16 protein-coding genes are annotated in these 18106 nt (G+C 62.9%); 11 read left to right on the forward strand and 5 right to left on the reverse strand.

Going from position 1 to position 18106, the window contains the following annotated elements; translation table 11 throughout:
• The coding region (locus tag ACZO3G_RS02820; protein ID WP_486846789.1) for an alcohol dehydrogenase catalytic domain-containing protein at positions 1 to 343 on the reverse strand (343 nt) is incomplete at its 3' end.
• 170 nt (positions 344 to 513) lie between these two features.
• Between ACZO3G_RS02820 and ACZO3G_RS02825 the strand changes: the two genes are divergently transcribed.
• The 3 genes from ACZO3G_RS02825 to ACZO3G_RS02835 are packed head-to-tail and all read left to right on the forward strand — an operon-like array spanning position 514 to position 2456.
• Positions 514 to 864, forward strand: coding sequence for a PadR family transcriptional regulator (locus ACZO3G_RS02825; protein WP_101551031.1), 351 nt, complete (start codon positions 514 to 516; stop codon positions 862 to 864).
• Positions 854 to 1501 carry a permease prefix domain 1-containing protein gene (locus ACZO3G_RS02830; RefSeq protein ID WP_121585798.1) on the forward strand — a complete coding sequence of 216 codons (648 nt, stop codon included), beginning with the start codon at positions 854 to 856 and terminating at the stop codon, positions 1499 to 1501. Before ACZO3G_RS02825 ends, ACZO3G_RS02830 begins: the two co-directional genes overlap by 11 nt.
• 4 nt (positions 1502 to 1505) lie before the next feature.
• Positions 1506 to 2456, forward strand: a complete 951-nt coding sequence (locus ACZO3G_RS02835; RefSeq protein WP_276871133.1) for a DUF4097 family beta strand repeat-containing protein — start codon at positions 1506 to 1508, stop codon at positions 2454 to 2456.
• A gap of 100 nt (positions 2457 to 2556) precedes the next feature.
• On the opposite strand, the gene ACZO3G_RS02840 is transcribed toward ACZO3G_RS02835, so the two are convergent.
• From ACZO3G_RS02840 to ACZO3G_RS02850, 3 genes are all read right to left on the reverse strand, one after another.
• Entirely contained in the window at positions 2557 to 5784 is a 3228-nt protein-coding gene (locus ACZO3G_RS02840; RefSeq protein WP_276871136.1) for a thioester reductase domain-containing protein, read from the reverse strand.
• 127 nt (positions 5785 to 5911) lie between these two features.
• The gene (locus ACZO3G_RS02845) at positions 5912 to 7699 is read right to left on the reverse strand and encodes an SGNH/GDSL hydrolase family protein (RefSeq protein WP_276871141.1); all 1788 of its coding nucleotides are present in this window, start codon (positions 7697 to 7699) and stop codon (positions 5912 to 5914) included.
• 80 nt (positions 7700 to 7779) lie between these two features.
• The gene (locus ACZO3G_RS02850) at positions 7780 to 8571 is read right to left on the reverse strand and encodes an SGNH/GDSL hydrolase family protein (protein ID WP_276871145.1); all 792 of its coding nucleotides are present in this window, start codon (positions 8569 to 8571) and stop codon (positions 7780 to 7782) included.
• Between the two features lie 183 nt (positions 8572 to 8754).
• On the opposite strand from ACZO3G_RS02850, the gene ACZO3G_RS02855 reads away from it, so the two are divergent.
• The gene (locus ACZO3G_RS02855) at positions 8755 to 9312 is read left to right on the forward strand and encodes a TetR/AcrR family transcriptional regulator (protein WP_121585806.1); all 558 of its coding nucleotides are present in this window, start codon (positions 8755 to 8757) and stop codon (positions 9310 to 9312) included.
• A 67-nt stretch (positions 9313 to 9379) separates the two neighbouring features.
• On the opposite strand, the gene pepT is transcribed toward ACZO3G_RS02855, so the two are convergent.
• Positions 9380 to 10606 carry a peptidase T gene (gene pepT, locus ACZO3G_RS02860; RefSeq protein ID WP_276871150.1) on the reverse strand — a complete coding sequence of 409 codons (1227 nt, stop codon included), beginning with the start codon at positions 10604 to 10606 and terminating at the stop codon, positions 9380 to 9382.
• A gap of 252 nt (positions 10607 to 10858) precedes the next feature.
• Between pepT and ACZO3G_RS02865 the strand changes: the two genes are divergently transcribed.
• From ACZO3G_RS02865 to ACZO3G_RS02895, 7 genes are all read left to right on the forward strand, one after another.
• Positions 10859 to 11737, forward strand: coding sequence for an aldose 1-epimerase family protein (locus tag ACZO3G_RS02865; RefSeq protein ID WP_101551046.1), 879 nt, complete (start codon positions 10859 to 10861; stop codon positions 11735 to 11737).
• Between the two features lie 227 nt (positions 11738 to 11964).
• Positions 11965 to 12651, forward strand: a complete 687-nt coding sequence (locus tag ACZO3G_RS02870) for a response regulator transcription factor (RefSeq protein ID WP_101551048.1) — start codon at positions 11965 to 11967, stop codon at positions 12649 to 12651.
• Positions 12638 to 13627, forward strand: coding sequence for a sensor histidine kinase (locus tag ACZO3G_RS02875; RefSeq protein WP_276871155.1), 990 nt, complete (start codon positions 12638 to 12640; stop codon positions 13625 to 13627). The genes ACZO3G_RS02870 and ACZO3G_RS02875 overlap by 14 nt, the downstream gene beginning before the upstream one ends.
• 82 nt (positions 13628 to 13709) lie before the next feature.
• On the forward strand, positions 13710 to 14393 hold the full coding sequence (locus ACZO3G_RS02880; RefSeq protein ID WP_101551052.1) for an ABC transporter ATP-binding protein: 684 nt from the start codon (positions 13710 to 13712) through the stop codon (positions 14391 to 14393).
• Positions 14390 to 16969 carry an ABC transporter permease gene (locus tag ACZO3G_RS02885; RefSeq protein ID WP_276871161.1) on the forward strand — a complete coding sequence of 860 codons (2580 nt, stop codon included), beginning with the start codon at positions 14390 to 14392 and terminating at the stop codon, positions 16967 to 16969. Before ACZO3G_RS02880 ends, ACZO3G_RS02885 begins: the two co-directional genes overlap by 4 nt.
• 208 nt (positions 16970 to 17177) lie before the next feature.
• Positions 17178 to 17735, forward strand: coding sequence for a response regulator (locus ACZO3G_RS02890; RefSeq protein ID WP_276871163.1), 558 nt, complete (start codon positions 17178 to 17180; stop codon positions 17733 to 17735).
• Positions 17735 to 18064, forward strand: a complete 330-nt coding sequence (locus ACZO3G_RS02895; protein WP_276871166.1) for a hypothetical protein — start codon at positions 17735 to 17737, stop codon at positions 18062 to 18064. The genes ACZO3G_RS02890 and ACZO3G_RS02895 overlap by 1 nt, the downstream gene beginning before the upstream one ends.
• Positions 18065 to 18106: the final 42 nt, after the last annotated feature.

Consider the following 18106-nt stretch of genomic DNA (forward strand, 5'->3'; position numbering starts at 1 on the left):
ATCCGCCGTGCGGGTCGGTGCAGTTGTTCACGTAACCGTGGCGGCAGAAGAAGCAGTCGCCGCAGAAGGTCTCGCAGGTGGCGGCCACCCGGTCGCCGGGCCGGAGGTTCCCGACCCCCTCCCCCACCTCGGCGATCTCGCCGACAAACTCGTGCCCGAGGATGACCCCCGTCTTCGCGCGCGGGACGAAGCCGTCGCGGATGTGCAGGTCGCTCGTACAGATGGTCGAGCGGGTTACCCGCACGATCGCGTCGCGCGGGTCCCGGAGTTTCGGAACGGGGCGCTCCTCCAGGCCGATCTCGTGGTTTCCGCGGTAGACAAGCGCCAGCATGGACTCTTTCATACTTGACCCCTCTTTCGTCCGGAATGGTTTCTGACAGTCAAATTATACCACGGACAGGTGCGCTCCGCCAGTCTTTACAGAAAGGAAATAAATATATTTCCAATATACATTGACAGGCGAGGTAGATTGTGTTTTAATATAACTAAAGTTTCAGGAAGGGAGTGGATGCTTTGTCCATCACATCCGATCTGATCCGCGGCAACACCGACACGATCATCCTCGCGCAGCTGCGGCTCGGGGACAGTTACGGCTATAAAATTAACAAAGCCATCCAGAGGAAGACCCGCAGCCAGTATGAGCTGAAGGAAGCCACCCTCTACACCGCATTCCGGCGGCTGGAGGAAAACGGATATATCTCCTCCTACTGGGGGGACGAGAGCACCGGGGCGCGCCGGAGGTACTACACGATCACCAACGAGGGCAGGCAGGCCCTCGAGCGTCTCAAAGCCGAATGGCAGACCGCCAAGGCGCTGATCGACGCGCTGATTACTGATGAGGAGGAAACGGACCATGCAGGATAAACTTCGCGCTTTCATCGACACCCTCTTTGAGGACGCGCCCGCCGGGAAAAAGGTGGTCGAGCTCAAGGAGGAGATGCTCCAAAACCTGAACGACAAATACAGCGACCTGCTCTCCGAAGGGAAAAGCGAGGAGGCCGCCTACAATCTCGCGGTGGCGAGCGTCGGGGACGTGAGCGAGCTGCTCCGCTACCTCAGGCGGGAGGAGGGGGACTCCACCCGCGAGCAGGAGGAGCTGATGCGTTACAGGCGGCGTTCCGCGGTGGTCGTTCCCATCGCCGTGATCCTCTATATCCTTTCGGTCATCCCCGTGATGCTGATCGACCGCCAGATCGGCGTCGTCTCGATGTTCGCCATGATCGCCGCCGCGACCGGCCTGCTCATCTGGAACAGCATGTCGAAGCCGGTCTATGTCAGGCAGGACGACACCGTCGTCGAGGAGTTCAAGGAGTGGAAGATGCAGAGCGGCCACCGCAGGCAGGCGTTCCGTTCGATTTCCGGTGCGATCTGGTCCGCCGCCCTGGCGGTCTACTTCATCCTCAGCTTCATCACGATGGCGTGGCACATCACCTGGGTCATCTTCCTGATCACCGCGGCGGTCAATTCGATCATCAAGGCGATCTTCGATTTGAAGGAGTAAGGATATGAAAACGTCAGCAGTCATCCGGATCATTCTCTGGTCGATGGTCGTCGTGCTTTTGACCTGCATCCTCGCCGTCGGGCTTTCGGGCGGCGAACTTTTGGGCCGTCCCCTGCCGTTCGGCTTTTCCGGCGTCGGCTTTTCGGGCAGCGGCTTTTCCTACCCGGACGCCGGGCGCTATACCGCCGGAGGCGGCAGCTTCCCCGCCGACCAGGTCGACAGCATCGAAATCAACTGGGTCTCGGGCGGGGTGACCGTCCGGTCCTACGAGGGCAGCGAGCTCGCCTTCGACGAAACCATCCGCGGGCAGGCCGACGACAGCATGCGGATGCGCCACTATCTCAAGGACCGCACCCTCGTCATCCAGTTCTGCGCACCCCGCCAAAGCGTCTTCCGCTCCGCCAATTCCCCCGTCAAAACCCTGGAGGTTTTGGTCCCGGAATCCCTCGCGGCGCGGATGGATGAGGCGGAAATCTCCGTCGCCTCCGCCTCCATCCAGGTCTCCGGGATCACCGCCGACAAGCTCGAAATCGACAGCGTCTCCGGAAGCACCGATATCACCGACACCAGCTGCCGCAGCTTCGAGCTCGACACCGTCAGCGGGAGCGTCCGCTCCTCCGGCCTCACCGCCGGCAGCGCGGAGACCGACAGCGTCAGCGGCCCGGTGCAGCTTGAAGGCTCCTTTGGCAAGATTCAGTACGACACCATCTCCGGCTCCTTCCGGGCCGGCTCGGCGATCTGCCCCGAGCGGATCGAAGGCTCCTCGGTCAGCGGGAGCGTCCACATCACGATCCCCGAAAACGACGGCTTCACCGCCGATTACGACCGGGTCAGCGGAGACTTTTCCTCCGACTTCCCGACGACCGGCGACAAGGGCCACCGCGTCTACAAGGACGGCAGCGCCCGCTTCTCCTTCGATACCATCAGCGGCGACATCTCCATCCTCCGCGGATGACCACGGCAAAACGCCCGGCGCGCATAACTGCGCGCCGGGCGTTTTGTTTGTTCTCAAGAAGACCATCCATCGAGGGAGCTGGATGAAAGTCCCGCCGCCGTCAGCGCTTCCAGGCCGGAAGCGCGCGCACCGCGGGCGCGCCGATGTATCCGCACCGGCGGAAATAGTTCAGGTAGCTTTTGAGCAGGGCGGCGTCGACCGGCGGGCAGGAGACGCCGGTCCCCCGCAGCATCCGGTCGGCGTTGTCCGTCCGGAAGCGCGGCTGGCGCTTCCCGAACCGGTCGACGAGGCTCTCCCCCTCGGCGCGCCGGTCGGTGAAGAGGCAGGAGAGAATCCGCAGCGCGTTCTCCTCCGCCGGGCAGGCGGCCAGCCGGACACACCACTCGTCGTACGGGAGGGTCTCGACCCGGTAGCCGGCCCTGCGCATCAGCCGGCCCACCTGGTTCATCGGCATGAGGTTTTGATTGATGATGTTGTACGCCCTGCCGTCGGAGCCGCTCTGGAAGGCGATCGCCACGACCGCGTCGCTGACGTAGTCCACCGGCGTCAGGTGGAGGTTCACGTCGATGTCGGGGACCGCGCCCATCTGGATGCAGCCGACGATCGACCGGCTGATCATGTCCTCCAGCTTCCAGACGCCGTCCCGGAGCGTCCCAGTGATGTCGCCGGGGCGGTAGACGGCGGCGCGCAGACCCCTTTCGCGCGCGATGCCCACGAGCTTTTCCGCGACCCATTTCGTCTCGGAATAGCCGAGGAAATACCCCTCGGGCGAAAGGAGCGGATCGTCCTCCGCCACGGTTTTCCCGAACTGGCCGGGCGTGTCGTAGACGCTGTAGGAGGAGATGTAGTGGAAGTACTTCGGCCTGCCCGTACAGGCGAACCGCAGGCATTCCGCCGTTCCGGTGACGTTCGTCCGCTTCATCTGCCGGTAGGGATAGACGAAGTTCAGCAGCGCCCCGTTGTGGATCACCAGTTCGATTTCATCCGCGAGCCGCCGGTAGGTGAATTTATCCAGCCCGAGGTTGGGCAGGTTCAAATCCCCCGTGACCGGGACGATGTGGTCGCGGTAGTCCTCCTTCCAGCAGCAGAAATCCTTCATGTTGGCGGCGATCCGCTCCAGCCCGGCGGCAGGGTCCTTCGCCCGCACATGGCAGTAGACGACCGGGTCGCTCCCCGCCCGCCGCTCTAGGATCGAGCGGATGAGGTACGCGCCGAGAAAGCCCGTCGAACCGGTCAGGAAGATGCTGCGGCATTCCTCCGGAGGCGTCGTGTAGGGGGCCTCGGGGCGGATCGATTCGTCCAGCGCGCACTCCTTTCGCAGGTCGGGCTTCTCCCCCGGCCCCTCGCCCGTGCGCACCCGGCGGAGGTAACCGGCGATGCCCGCCACCGTCGGGGCGGCGGCCATCTCGCGCAGGTCGATGGAGATGCCGAGATCCCGCTCGAGCCCGCAGAGCAGCTCCATCATCTGGAGCGAGTCGCCGCCGATCTCGAGGAAGCTGTCCTCGTCGGAAAACCCGACGCCCGGCGCCGCGCGGCGGAAGGCCGCGCGCACCACCGTCCGCAGCTCCTCCTCCGACGCGTCCGCAGAAGCAGCCTTCGGCCGGGGCGCGGGCGGTTCCTGCTCTGCGCCGCTCCGGCGGGTGCTGTAAAGGATTTTCAGCCCGCCCGCCTCATACGCCTCCTTGATGGCGTGGGTCTTGATCTTGCGGTTGTCGGTGCGCGGGAGGGAGCCCGCCTCCACAAACACCGTGTCGTGGAAGGAGAACCCGAACGACCCGGCCACGGCGCGGTTGATCTCCGCCGCGAGGGAACGGAAGTCCGTCTCCCCGCCGCATTCCGCGCAGAGCACCGGCCGCTCGCCGCCCTCCGACTCCACCGAAAAGACGCCCACCGCGTCGACGGCGGGGGCGAGCCCCTGCTCGTGCAGCAGCAGCGTGATGTCGCTGGGGTAGATGTTCTTCCCGCTGACCACGATCATCTCCTTGATGCGGCCGGTCAGGTAGAGCTGCCCGTCGTAGAGCGCGCCCATGTCCCCCGTCCGGTAAAAGCGGCCCGGGTACCCGGGGATCTCCGCTTCAAACCGCTTTGTCTCCTCCGGGTTTTTCCAGTAGCCGCCGCAGACGTTTTCCCCGCTCAGGCAGATTTCGCCGATCTCGTCCGGCCCGCAGGGGGACCCGTCCGCGCGCACCGCGACGATCCGCATCCCGGAGGGCATGCGCCCCACGCCGACGATCGCCTTTCCATCCGACGGCACCGGGGCAAAGCGTCCCTTTGCGTACCCCTCCCGGTCGATCTCCACCGACCGGAATTCGCCGCTCGCCAGCGTGGCGATGCAGACGCACTCCGACAGCCCGTAACCGGGCGCGAAGGCGTCGGGGCTGATGCGGAAGAGGCCGCAGAACTTTTCGACCGTGCGCAGGTTGACGAACTCGGAGCCGTTGACGAGGTGGGTGACGTGGGAGAGGTCGTAGTTTTTCGCGTCCTCTTCACCGATCAGCCGGGTGCAGACGTCATAGGCGGAGTTGGGGGCCGCCGTGATGTTGACCCGGAAGTCGGAGAGCACCTTCAGCCAGACGGTCGGTTTCGCCAGAAACTGCAGCGTCGGGATCAGGTAGGAGACTCCGTGGTCGGGGATCAGCGGGATGAAGAGGGCGGCGATCAGCCCGATGTTGTGGTAGAAGGGCACCCAGGAGGCAATGTTGTGGTTGCCCACGGTGAAGTCGAAGAGCTCCCGGCACTGGTCGATGCAGGCGGTCAGGTTCCCGTAGGAGACCATCACGCCCTTTGGCTCGGAGGTGGACCCGGAGGTGTACTGCAGATAGACGAGATCGTCCGCGCCGTAGCCGCAGAAGATCTCGGGGCCCTCGTACCGCTCCGTCCGGTCGGTATAGACGCGTCTGAGGGCCACCGCCTGGAAGAAGGCCTTCCGCAGCAGCGGGGCCGTCACCTTCGTGTCGGAGGATCGCTCCATCCCCTCGTTGGAGATGAGAAAGCGCGGCCCGCACGACTTGAGCACCGAGACGAAGCGCGCGAACTTGCCCGCATCGATGGGCGGCGGAATCACCGTGAACACCACGCCCGCCAGCATACAGCCGAAGATCGCGTAGACCGTCCCCGCGTCCTGCATCGACAGGATGATCGCGCGGTCCCCCCGCTTCGCGCCCTTGCGTTTGAGGTCGGCGGCGATGTCCGTGGCGCGGGCATGGAGCTGTCCCATCGTCACAACGTTCTGCCCGAACGGCTCGGTTTCGCAGTCCAAAAAATTGTAGACGGCGCGGTTGGGGTTTTCCCGCGCGTCACGCCGCAGTTTTTCCAGGATTCCCTGCATAGGCATTTCCTTTCCACTATCGGGATGTCCGTATTTTTGCCTCACGCAAACAGGGGCCCGCTCATCAGACCCCTGTTTGCGGCGCTCGTCAGCGCTGAGCTATGGAAGTGTCGGGTTGAACGATGAATCAGCCGAGAAGCTCAAACAGACGTTCCTCAACGTAGGGTCCCCACCACTCGAGGTAGCCCTTCTTGGTGGGATGGATGGCGTCGCTCATGTAGGAGCGCCAGAGGGTGTCGCCCGTCACGACGTTCTCATACATGATGTCGTTGTGCCACAGGTCGAGGACGGAGAATTCGTCTCCCCACTTTTCGTCGAGCTCGTGGCACCGCTCGATCATCAGCTGGTAGATGTCCTTGTTCTGTCCGCCGGAGTAGGTCATTTCATCCTCGAACTGGGTGCCGGTGATGACCAGGACGGGCGCGCCCCACGTCTCCTTGGAGTAGGCGGTGATGGCTTCCAGCGCGCCGACCGTGGTGGTGAGCTCAAAGTCGTCCATGTCGAAGCTCGCGCTGACCTCGCCCGTCTCGCACTGGCCCTTGGAGTCGTTGGTGGAGAGCTGGACCACCACGAGGTCCACGACCGGGTCGGTCTCCGCGGTGTGGTTCATCAGGCGGGGCAGGTAGGAATCGGACGAGGAGACGCTGCCGAGCCCGCTGCCGATCGAGGCCTCCACGCCTGCGAGCAGGGTGCCGCCCTTGACCTCGACGATCGAGTTGGTGCCGTCGATCGCGTCGATCCACGCGGCGGGAGAGGTCTTGCCCGCGCCGAAGCCCTGGAACACGGAGGAACCGAGCCACAGGAGAGTCTTGCCCCTGATGGGGCTGTCGGGGTTGGCGGCCTGCACCTCGGGGGCGTACTTGTCGCTGTTGCCCTCGTTCTTCATGCCGGTGACGGTGACAAGCTGCTGCACCGTGCTGGCGCCGACCACGATCAGGATCGCCAGGATCACCGCGAGAACGCGGAGGACGATCTTTTTGACGCGCCTGCCGTTGACCTTCTTTTTGAGCGCCTCCCCGGAGAGCGCGCCGCTCTTCTTGGGTGCGGGCACCGCCTTGCCGGTCAGGACGCAGGCCAGCGCGGCCTCAACAGTGGGGGTCATCGCCTGATAGCCCTTCTTGGTGGGATGGATCTGATCGTTGCGGTAGCTGCCCTTTTTGCAGAGCTCGGAAATCTCTCCGTCGTTCCAGAAGTCAATCACGGAGATCTCCCATTTTCCGGCGATCTCCTTCAGCGCAGAGACCATCGCGGCGTATTTCTCATCGGCATAGAAGGGATTGGTGTAGAAGACGACCGGGCAGTCCCAGGTCTCCTTCGCATAGGCGATGATGTACTCGATCGCGCCATAGACGGTCTTCGTGTCGAAATCCGCCAGCCCGGTGCCCGCGGAAAGTTTGCCGAGCGGCAGCTTTTTGGTCGCGTCGTTGGTGGAAAGCTGGCAAACGAACACGTCGCAGGGGGTCTTGGCGTCGATGGTTTTCAGGCGGCTTATGTAGGATTTTGGGCCGTTGTCGACCAGCGTCGTGCCGGAGACAGCCTCCTTGACGCAGACGGCGCCGTTGCGGGCGGCGACCATATCCACGAAGGACTTCCCAAAGGACGCGAAGCCCTTGGTCACGGAAGAGCCGAGGAAGATGAACCGCTTGCCTTTGAGAGGGCTGTTTTTGACCTGGTCCATGTTTCCGGGGTTATACTTCGGGAGGTTGCCGGGGTTGAGCAGGCCGAACAGCCGGATCAGGACGATCGCGGCGATCACGATCAAAACGATGATCGTGAATTGCAGGCCGTACATCATGACGCCGCTGGTGCAGTACTCCTTGCAGACCTGCGGGGTCACGCCCAGCGCGGTCGCGACGGCTTTAAAGACCGGGGCAAGCAAATCCGAATAGAAAATCGCGCGCCAAAAGTTTAACATGATATCCTCCTCCTGTTGCTGTTTCTGACAGCAGCCGCTGTTTTAAAATGATGAAATCTCTTGCGAAGCAGCCGGGTCCTTCAGGGACCCGGCGTCGGCTCACACAGCCCCTTTCGTTCGTTCCATTCCTCCAAAATCCTGCACAGGTTTTCCTCGATCACCGGCGTCCACCACTCCAAATAGCCGGCCTTGGTGGGGTGGACGCCATCGTTCATGTAGAATTTATAATCATCCGGGCTGACCCGGTTCATTTCGCGGTTGTGCCACAGGTCGATCACTTCGATCCCCCACTTGTCCCGCAGCTCGAGCAGCAGATTGACCAGCCGGTGGTAGCGGGGGTTGTCATACTTCGTCCCGGTGAAAAAGACGACCGGGCAGTCCCAGGTCTTTTTCGCGAAGGCGATGATGTATTCCATCGCGCCGACCGTCGTCCCGGTGTCGAACGAGGCGATGTCGAAGGAGTCGCTCACGTCCCCGGGATCGCTTTTAAAGGTGGCGTCGTTGGTCGACAGCTGGCAGAGGAAGCAGTCGATCCCACGGTTTACCGCGGGATGGCGCTCGAGGCGCGCGATGTACGACCGCCGGCCGCGGCCCGCCAGCGTCGAGGCGGATACCGCCTCCTTGATGAAATTGCAGCCGCTGCGGCGGGCGATATAGTCCGCGAAGGAGACGTTCCCGGCCGCCAGCCCGCGGGTCACCGACGAGCCGAGACAGAGGACGGTCCTGCCCGTCAGCGCGTTGGGCGCTCCCCGCTTTACCCCGCCGAGGCTGTACCTGCGGTGGTTCCCGGCCCGGAAGGGCCCGGCCAGGCGAATCCAGACAACCGCTCCGATCACCAGTCCCAGGATGAGAATTCCAACCAGCAGCTTCATTTTCCCATCTCCTATTTTACGGCCCCAAATCGATTGCATCGTTTTGAAATCATGGTATAATGAAATCGGAACAAAATTTATTTGTTGACTAACCAACCAATCTATTTTATATTATAAGCATACCGTTTGAGGAATGTCAATAAAAAAATCTCGGATTTATAAAAAAATTTAGGGGAGTAGTCCATGGGAAGACAATCAATCGCCGAGCAGCGCCGCATCCAGATCGGGCGCGCGCTGCAGGCCTGCATGCTGGAAAAGGGTTCCTACGAATCCACCTCCGTCAAGGACATCGCGCAGCGCGCCGACATGGCGGCCGGGCTGATCCACCACTATTTCAAGAGCAAGGACGAAATCCTCATGCTGGTGGCGCGCATGCTCTTCGAATCCATCCGCAATGATATCGACGAGCTCTACCTCGCGCGGGACGAGGCGGGAAAGCGGGAGCAGCTGCACGAGCTGGTCGGCAGCTGCGACCGGAACCGCTTCGTCATGATGCTCTATTCCCTCTCCCTCTCGATGCCCGAGGTTAAGGAGCTGGTCGCCGAGGAGCGCGCGCTGCTTTTTAATGCGCTGGCCTCCCGCCTGAAGCGGGGCGCCAAAGCCGTCCCGAACCCGGAAAAATCGGCCGCGAGCCTCCTCTTTTTCTTTGAGAGCGCCATCATGCAGTCGGCGCTTTTCGACCAGGCGCCCGCCGAGGACCTGCTGATGGAGGTTCTGGTGGACCAATTTTTAAGCCTCTGAGACGCAGAAAGACCGCCGGCGGAAGTTCCGCCGGCGGTCTTTTCCCGGTATCAGGCATCATTTGCGGTCAGCCCGGCCGCTTCGCGTAGATCTCCGCGATCTTCATGAGCAGCTCCACGTTGCGCTCGAGCGACTGGACGGTGATGTGCTCGTACCGCCCGTGGAAGCACTGCCCGCCCGTGCCGAGGTTCGGGCAGGGCAGCCCCATGTAGGAGAGCCGCGCCCCGTCGGTGCCGCCGCGGATGGGGATCACGTTCGGCTCGATCCCCACCTCCTCCATTGCGCGGCGCGCGTTGTCGATCAGGTGGAAATGGGGCAGGATCTGCTCCTTCATGTTGCGGTACTCGTCGACCAGCTCGACCGAAACGAGCTTTTTCCCGTATTTCCCATTGATGAACTCGCCCGCCGCGCACATCACGCGCTTTTTCTCCTCCAGCTTTTCGGCGTCGTGGTCACGCAGGATGTATGCGAGCCTTGCTTCCTCCACCCCGCCGTCAAACCGCATCAGGTGGATGAAGCCCTCGTATCCCTCGGTGTTCTCGGGCGTCTGGCGCTCGGGCAGCATCGACTGGAACTCGACCGCCACCCGGCTGGCGTTGATCATCCGGTCCTTCGCGTCGCCCGGGTGGATGCCCTGCCCCGTCACCGTTACCTTCGCGGTCGCGGCGTTAAAGTTTTCAAATTCCAGCTCCCCCACCGGGCCGCCGTCGACGGTGTAGGCGTAGTCCGCGCCGAACGCCGCCACGTCGAAGTGGTCGGCCCCCCGGCCGACCTCCTCGTCGGGGGTGAAGCCGAGGCGGATGGTCCCGTGCGGACGGCCCGGGTCCGCGAGCAGCCGCTCGGCGGCGGTCATGATCTCCGCCACGCCCGCCTTGTCATCCGCACCGAGCAGCGTGTTTCCATCGGTCACGATGAGGTCCTCCCCCACCGCGTCGCGGAGCATCCCGAACTCGGACACCTTCATCACGATCCCGCGCTCGGCGTCGAGCGGGATGTCCGAGCCGTCGTAGCCCTCGATGACGCGCGGCTTCACATCCGTGCCGGTAAGCGCGGGCGACGTATCATAATGAGCGATCAGCCCGAGCACCGGCGCGTCCGGCGCATTGCCCGGAACCGTGCCCGTCACGATGCCGTTTCCATCGACCGCCGCGTCGGTGATCCCCATCTCCCGCATCTCCCGCACGAGCTCGTTGGCCAGCACAAGCTGCTTTTCCGTACTCGGCGCGGCGAGGTTGTCGTCGTCCGACTGGGTGTCATAAGAGACATATTTCAAAAACCGATCCTTGACCTGCATTTGTGATTCCTCCTGTCAGTACTTCCCAACAAGGATAACACAAAAGCGCCCGGGATTCAATTCCCGGGCGCAGAGGCGCTCCCGCGCAAATTGCATTTTCCCCGCCCATCGGCTATAATAAGCGCAGACCAGCGCTGCTGGTTTTGCGCCGCGGTGCGGCGCGCAAGCCCCATTGGGCTTGCCGCTATGCTATAATAAGCGCAGACAATTGGTGTTCCAAGGCATGAAACAGGATGGGAAAGAGGGGTTCTTATGAGACATCAGATTGAAAACGGCAGTTTGACCCTTGAAGCCGACACACACGGCGCGGAGCTCTGCTCGCTGCGCAAGGCGGGCGGGCCCGGCGAGCTGCTGTGGAGCGCGGACCCGGCGGTCTGGGGGCGGCACGCGCCGCTCTGCTTCCCCTGGTGCGGCCGCATGCGGGACAACTATTTCGAGGAGGGCGGCCGCCGCTATGAGGCGGGGTCCCATGGCTTCGCCCGCGACATGGAGCATATGCTGTCCGCCTCGGGGCCGGATTTCCTCACCTTCCGCCTCGGCTGGAACGGAGAGACCCTCGCCCTCTGGCCGTGGAAGTTTTCGCTCGAGACCACCCACCGGCTGGAGGGGGATTCCGTCGTGACCGTCTGCCGCGTCCAGAACGAGGACAGCCGCCCGATGCCCTTCCAGCTCGGCTTCCACACCGCGCTGCGCTGCCCCTTCACGCCGGGAAAGGCCGCGACCGACTACCTCGTGCGCTTTGAGCGGGAGGAATCCCCCCTGCGGGTCCGCTGCGACGAAAACGGGCTCGCCACCGGCGAGGAGACCCCCGTCTTCCCCGGGCAGTCCGCCGTCCCGCTCACACCCGGGCTCTTCGACGACGACAGCATCTGCATGAAGGGCCTGCGCTCCTCCTGGGTCCAGCTCGAGGAAGCGGAAACGGGCCGGTATCTGCGCATTTCCTGCGAGGGGTACCCCTATACGCTGCTCTGGAGCAAGCCGGGCATTCCGGGCTTTCTCTGCATCGAGCCGTGGCACGGCCTGCCCGGGCGGGCGGACCTGGGGCACGCGTTCTCCGAACGCCCCTGCCTCACCACCCTCGCGCCCGGCGAAAGCTGGTCGTGCACCCACATTCTCACCGCCGGTGTGTGACCGGCCGGAGGCCCCTGTGAAAGAAGAGCCGCGCGGACGGATTCGTCCGCGCGGCTCTTCTCGTTTGGCCGGATGCCGCCTCCCACGTCCTTGTCCGCCTTAACGCGTAATTTCGCGGTCCATTTGAGGGAACAATCAGGAAAATGCAGGATACGCTTTGACTTTCTAATACCGATGCCGCATAATGAACATGACACTACTGCCGGGCGCAGACAGGAGGATAACCCATGCCGAACATTTTTCTGGTCGAGGACGACCGGGCGATCGCAAAAAACCTGACGCTTTTGCTCCGCTCGGAGGGCTTTTCGGTCATCCACGCTCCCACGCGTGAGGAAGCCCTCACCGCGCTCGCCGGGGACCCGTTCGACCTGGCGCTCATCGATATTTCCCTGCCCGACGGGAACGGTTTCACGGTTTACACGGAGATCAAGGCGGCGCGGGAGATCCCCGTCATCTTTCTGACGGCCTCCGGGGATGAGGCGAGCGTGGTCACCGGGCTGAACATGGGCGCGGACGACTATATCACCAAGCCGTTCCGCCCGCGCGAACTGGTCGCGCGGATCAAAACGGCCCTGCGGAAAACCGGGCGCTCCCCCGCCGCGTTCAATGTGTGCGGGCTCCGGGTCGACCCGTCCAGCGGCGTCGTGAAAAAAGAGGGTCGGGAAATTTTTCTGTCCGCGCTGGAATACCGCCTGCTGCTGGTGTTTGTCAACAACCCCCAAAGCATCCTCACGCGGGACCGCCTGCTGGACGAGCTGTGGGACGCCGCCGGCGAGTTCGTCAACGACAACACCCTGACCGTCTACATCAAGCGCCTGCGCGAAAAGATCGAGGACGACCCCGCCAACCCGCGGATCATCCTGACCGTCCGCGGGACGGGATACCGCCTGGGAGGCAGCCATGTTTCGGAATAGGGAGGTCCGGCGGTTCGCTGTTTTGTTTGCCGCGGTCGCCGTGACGGCCGCCGTGATCGGCTTTCTTATCCGCCCGGCGGCCGGAATCCTCTCCCTCCTCTCTTCCGCGGCCTTTGGGGCGGCGTTCTACGCGTTTACCCGCGCCCGCTATCAACAGATCGCGGAGGTCTCAGAGCAGATCGACCTTGTGCTCCACCATGCCGACCGGATCTTCATCGGCGGATCGGACGAGGGCGAGCTGTCGATCCTGCAAAGCGAGGTCACGAAAATGACGCTGCGGCTCCGGGAGCAGAACGACGCGCTGAAGCAGGAGAAGGAGCACCTTGCCGATTCGCTGGCGGACATCGCCCACCAGCTCCGTACCCCGCTCACATCCGTGAACCTGGTGCTCTCCCTATTGGCGAACCAGCCGGACGCGGGCGAACGCAAGGCGCTGCTGCGGGAAGCGGAGGAACTGCTTACACAGATGGACTGGCTGCTCACCTCCCTGCTCAAGCTGTCCCGGCTGGACGCGGGCATCGTGGTTTTCCAAAGCGAACGGGTCGACGTGGCTAGCCTTGTCGACGCCGCGCTCCGTCCGCTCCAAATCCCCATGGAGCTGCATGACGTCTCCCTGCGGGTCGACGCGCCGGAAGGGATCGAAATTGGGGGCGACGCCGGGTGGCTTTCGGAAGCGCTCCGGAACATCCTCAAAAACTGCATGGAAAGCGCGGGCGACCACGGGAAGATCGAGGTCGTCTGCGAGGATAACCCCCTGTATGCCGGAATCGTCATCCACGACAGCGGCGCGGGCTTCGAGCGGGAGGAGCTGCCCCGCCTCTTCGACAGGTTTTACCGCGGGAAAGGCACAAACGCCGCGGGCTGCGGGATCGGGCTGGCCCTCTGCAAGACGATCATCACGCGGCAGGGCGGGACGGTGACCGCCGGGAACCATCCGCAGGGGGGCGCGGTCTTTTCGATCCGTTTTCCAAAGTGACGGATCTCTCACCCGAAAGTCACCGGGATGTCAGCCAAATGTTCTATGATATGGGTAAGCCATGGGAAAGGAGGCTCCCATCATGGAGCTTTTAAGGATCGAAGACCTGTGCAAGGTCTACGGAAAGGACGCAAACCGCGTCGTTGCGCTCGATCACGTTTCGCTGACCGTTGAAAAGGGGGAGTTCGCCGCCATCATCGGCCCCTCCGGCTCGGGCAAATCCACGCTGCTCCACATCGTCGGCGGCGTGGACGTGCCCACCGGCGGCAAGGTCTATCTGGACGGGCAGGACGTCTACGCCCAGAACAACGAGAAGCTGGCGGTCTTCCGCAGGCGGCAGGTCGGGCTGATCTACCAGTTCCACAATCTCATCCCCACCCTGAACGTGGTGGAGAACATCACCCTGCCGATCCTGATGGACCGGCGCCGGGTCAACGGGGAACGTCTGGAGGACCTGCTGCGCCTGCTCGGCCTGCAGGACCGCAGGTCCCACCTGCCCAACCAGCTTTCCGGCGGGCAGCAGCAGCGCGTCGCCATCGGGCGCGCCCTGATGAACGCCCCGGCGGTCATGCTGGCCGACGAACCCACGGGCAGTCTGGACAGCCGGAACGGGCATGAGATCGTCAAGCTGCTGAAGGAGAGCAACCGGAAGTACGGGCAGACCCTGCTCCTCGTCACGCATGACGAAAACATCGCCCTGCAGGCGGACCGCATCATCGGCATATCGGACGGCAGGGTCGTGAGAGACGAGCGGGTGCGGCCATGAATATCTTGCATAAAGTCGCCCTCCAGGGGCTGAAAAAGAACCGCACGCGCACGGCCGTCACCATCTTCGGCGTGATCCTGTCCGCCGCCATGATTACGGCCGTCTCCACCTTCGGCGTCTCCCTGCTGGACTATATGGCAAAGGGCGCGGCCCAGAGATACGGCGGCTGGCATTTGGCGTTTCTGGACGCCGACCCCTCCTTTGCGCGGGAACGGGCGCTCGACCGGGACGTTCTGGAGACCGTGTCCTTTGAAAACATCGGTTACGCGGCGCTGGAAGGCGGCAAAAACCCAAACAGGCCGTACCTTTTCATCGCCGGTTTCAACGCGGAGACCTTCGACGCTCTGCCCTTGACCCTGCTGTCCGGCAGGCTTCCCGAAAACAGCGGGGAGGTCCTCGTTTCAGGGAATGCCTCGACGGACGGCGGCGTCTCCTGCGCGCCGGGCGACACACTCTCCCTCGCGGTGGGAAGCCGCGTGCTGGACGGCGCGGCACTCGGACAGGGCGACCCATACGAGGCCGGGACGGAAACGCTTCAGCCGCGGGGCGAAAAGACCTACACGGTGGTTGGTATCTGCGGGACGCCCGCCTTTGAGCCGGATTCCGCGCCGGGGTACACCCTAATCACGCGGACGGACGCGGCGGAAGGCGCGGACAGCTCCGCCCTCTTCGTCAAGCTGAAGAATCCGCGCCGGGTGCACGCCTACCTGCGCGGCGCGGCGGACGGCCGTCCGTACATCCTGAACCACCATGTCCTGCGCATGATGGGCCTCTCAAACGACCCGGGCGACAGAATCTTCAACGCCTTGCTCTTTTCGTTCGGGTGCATCGTGGTCGTGATCATCATGGTCGGCTCGATCTTTCTCATTTACAATGCCTTCAGCATCTCCCTGAACGAGCGCACCCGGCAGATCGGGATCCTCGCCTCCGTGGGCGCCACGGCGAAACAGCTGCGGAATTCGGTGCTCTTCGAGGGGCTCTGCATCGGCGCGGTCGGCATCCCGGCCGGCGTTCTTGTGGGGCTCGGCGGGATCGGGCTTGTGATCTCCTCCGCCTCCCGTCAGTTCGGGGATATCTTCCACACCGAGATTCCCCTGACCATGCATGTGTCCGCCCTCGCGATTGCCGGCGCGGCAGCGGTCAGCCTCGTCACGATCCTGATTTCGGCCTATATCCCGGCCAGGAGGGCCTCTAACACGCCGGTGATGGAGTGCATCCGCCAGACGAACGAAGTCAAAATGGAATCCCGGGCGGTGAAAACGTCGAGGCTGGCGGAGCGTGTCTGCGGTTTGGAGGGCACCCTTGCGCTGAAGAATTTCAAGCGGAACAAAAAGCGGTACCGCAGCATCGTGATGTCGCTCATCCTGAGCGTCGTGCTGTTTATCTCAACGAGCGCCCTTGTCGCCGACTTGAAGCGGATGTCGGAAGACGCGAAAGTGGTCACCGACTACGACGTGGGCTTCGGCGCGCAGGAGCTGGACGACGGAGAATTGCTGCGGCTCTATGACAGCCTCGAAACCGCCGGGGGCGTCACCCGGAGCACCTGCCAGTCGGTGGTGGAATACGCCTGTACCGTCCCGGCCGGCATCCTCTCGGACGATTACCGGGAATATGCGGGGGTGGATCCCGCGGGGGAACCGGTGAAGCTGCCGATGGAGCTCCAATTCCTCGACGACGACGCCTACCTGGAAATCATCCGCGGGCTGGGCCTGCCGGCCGAAGAATACGCAGGGGAAAACGCCAGGCTCATCGCCGTCGCGAAGATGCAGGACCGACGTGCGGAATCCTTAAGCCAGCTTCGCGGCCTGTTCGCCGCTCCCGCCGCGGACGTAACCATCATTCCCCTGTCGGGCGGGACGCCGAAGACGGAGCTCGGGCGGGAGGTAAGCCTTACCTTTGTGGAATTCGTTCCTCCGGATACGCCCCCGGTGATGGGGGCCTCCCCGCAGCAGCCGTATGTTTTCCAGGTGATGGCCCCCTGGTCGCTCAAGGAGGCGTTCATTCCCTCCGGCGACCCGGTGGACGTCAGGGTCAAGGGCCTGACCTTTCAATCGGAAAACCCGTCCCGGTCGGCGGCTGAAATGAAGGAGATCATCCGGGCGGAGGGGTTGACGGTCCCCTATCTGCTGCTCAACGCCTCCGAAATGCTCGAGGAAAACCGGAGCTACATCTTCGTCGCCAACATGTTCGCCTATACGTTCATCATCATGATCTCGCTGATCGCGGTCGCCAATGTGTTCAACACGATCTCCACGAACATCAAGCTGCGCAGGCGGGAGCTTGCCATGCTCCGCTCCGTGGGAATGTCCGACCGGGATTTCAACAGAATGATGCGGTTTGAGTGCGTGTTCTACGGCGCGAGGGCCCTGCTTTTCGGGCTTCCCCTGGCGGCGGTGTCCTCCTGGCTCATCCACAAGGTGATGGTCGTGGACCGCGTGAAGTTTACGCTGCCGTGGACGAGCATCGGGATCAGCGTGTTCAGCGTGCTGCTGGTCATATTCGTAACGATGGCTTATGCCGTCGGCAAAATCAAAAAGGAAAACATCATCGACGCGCTCCGGGACGACATAACCTAAACGGCTGCGAAAATCGGGGGACGGCTTCTGCCGTCCCCCCGATTTAATCTTCCGCCCCGAAAAATGGGCCGAACACTACAAAAAAGTCCGCAACGAAACCGTTGCGGACTTTTGTGGAATTGTAAGAAGCACCGGGATATCGGTTCTTTTTTCCATATGGATCACCTGACCTGCTCCTGAAATCGTTTGTCCGGAGCGGGACGCTCGAATGGATATGCGACTGCGCCGCCCCATTTCGCGTCCTTTCCGCGTCCGATTTTTCACCTCCATCATAACCCAACCCCGCTGGCATTGCGACGGGAAACCCGTGGCAGAAGTGTGTCAGCCCTTTACCATTTTCCCGGAATGCTTTATGATAAGAGCATCGGTATTTAAAGGGGTGCTTTTTATACCGCAGACCATCTACCTTGCGGATGACGAAAAAAAGATCCGCGACCTGATTGAAACCTTCCTTACGGAGGAGGGTTTTGCGGTCAGGACATTCCCGGACGGGGCCGCCCTGCAGGCTGCCTGCCGGCAGTCGATGCCCGATTTGGTGATCCTCGACATCATGATGCCCGGCGTAGACGGGTTGAGCCTCTGTTCCCAACTGCGCCAGGGCGAAGCCGTTTTTGCCGCTCGAACTGGTGGCGCGGGTACGCGCTGCTGCGAAGGGCAAAGAAAGCGCCGACCGCTGCCGGCCCTCTCCAGGAGCTTCACTTCGGGCCGCTCTGTCTCTCGCCCGCGTTCCGCACCTCCACGCTCTGTGGTGAGCCGCTGCCGCTGATGGAATCCAGCTTCGATAAGAGCCCGGATGACGATCTTTCGGAGCAGGCCGCCGTTTTTCTGCGAAGCGTCAGCCCATTGGTAAAGAAAATGGGCGGCAGCGCCAACATTCTGGTTTTTCAATCCCGGATGCGGGTGGTCTATGCCGCGACGAACAGGAGCGCGAAGCGCTCACGCCGCTCTCCAACGCCTGTGCCCAATACATCCGGTCCAGCGCTTCCCTTAGCAGGCGAGGCGGTTCCACTGGAAACGGCGGATGGCGGCGACTACCTGGTCTGCTTCTATGGAGTACCGAGCGGGTCCATGCTGGTAAAATATCTGATCACCTAATGCCCGATTTCCGAGATCGGCGGCTGGGTCCGGGATGCGTCG

The organism is Anaerotruncus sp. (assembly GCF_057433415.1).

What these genes read in the sequence shown, in the direction of transcription:
- ACZO3G_RS02840 (WP_276871136.1), bottom strand. Translation starts at nt 5,784, where the DNA reads ATGCAGGGAATCCTGGAAAAACTGCGGCGTGACGCGCGGGAAAACCCC.
- ACZO3G_RS02830 (WP_121585798.1), top strand. Translation starts at nt 854, where the DNA reads ATGCAGGATAAACTTCGCGCTTTCATCGACACCCTCTTTGAGGACGCG.
- ACZO3G_RS02880 (WP_101551052.1), top strand. Translation starts at nt 13,710, where the DNA reads ATGGAGCTTTTAAGGATCGAAGACCTGTGCAAGGTCTACGGAAAGGAC.
- ACZO3G_RS02835 (WP_276871133.1), top strand. Translation starts at nt 1,506, where the DNA reads ATGAAAACGTCAGCAGTCATCCGGATCATTCTCTGGTCGATGGTCGTC.
- ACZO3G_RS02875 (WP_276871155.1), top strand. Translation starts at nt 12,638, where the DNA reads ATGTTTCGGAATAGGGAGGTCCGGCGGTTCGCTGTTTTGTTTGCCGCG.
- ACZO3G_RS02885 (WP_276871161.1), top strand. Translation starts at nt 14,390, where the DNA reads ATGAATATCTTGCATAAAGTCGCCCTCCAGGGGCTGAAAAAGAACCGC.
- ACZO3G_RS02870 (WP_101551048.1), top strand. Translation starts at nt 11,965, where the DNA reads ATGCCGAACATTTTTCTGGTCGAGGACGACCGGGCGATCGCAAAAAAC.
- ACZO3G_RS02855 (WP_121585806.1), top strand. Translation starts at nt 8,755, where the DNA reads ATGGGAAGACAATCAATCGCCGAGCAGCGCCGCATCCAGATCGGGCGC.
- ACZO3G_RS02890 (WP_276871163.1), top strand. Translation starts at nt 17,178, where the DNA reads ATGGATATGCGACTGCGCCGCCCCATTTCGCGTCCTTTCCGCGTCCGA.
- ACZO3G_RS02850 (WP_276871145.1), bottom strand. Translation starts at nt 8,571, where the DNA reads ATGAAGCTGCTGGTTGGAATTCTCATCCTGGGACTGGTGATCGGAGCG.
- pepT (WP_276871150.1), bottom strand. Translation starts at nt 10,606, where the DNA reads ATGCAGGTCAAGGATCGGTTTTTGAAATATGTCTCTTATGACACCCAG.
- ACZO3G_RS02895 (WP_276871166.1), top strand. Translation starts at nt 17,735, where the DNA reads ATGGAATCCAGCTTCGATAAGAGCCCGGATGACGATCTTTCGGAGCAG.
- ACZO3G_RS02845 (WP_276871141.1), bottom strand. Translation starts at nt 7,699, where the DNA reads ATGTTAAACTTTTGGCGCGCGATTTTCTATTCGGATTTGCTTGCCCCG.
- ACZO3G_RS02865 (WP_101551046.1), top strand. Translation starts at nt 10,859, where the DNA reads ATGAGACATCAGATTGAAAACGGCAGTTTGACCCTTGAAGCCGACACA.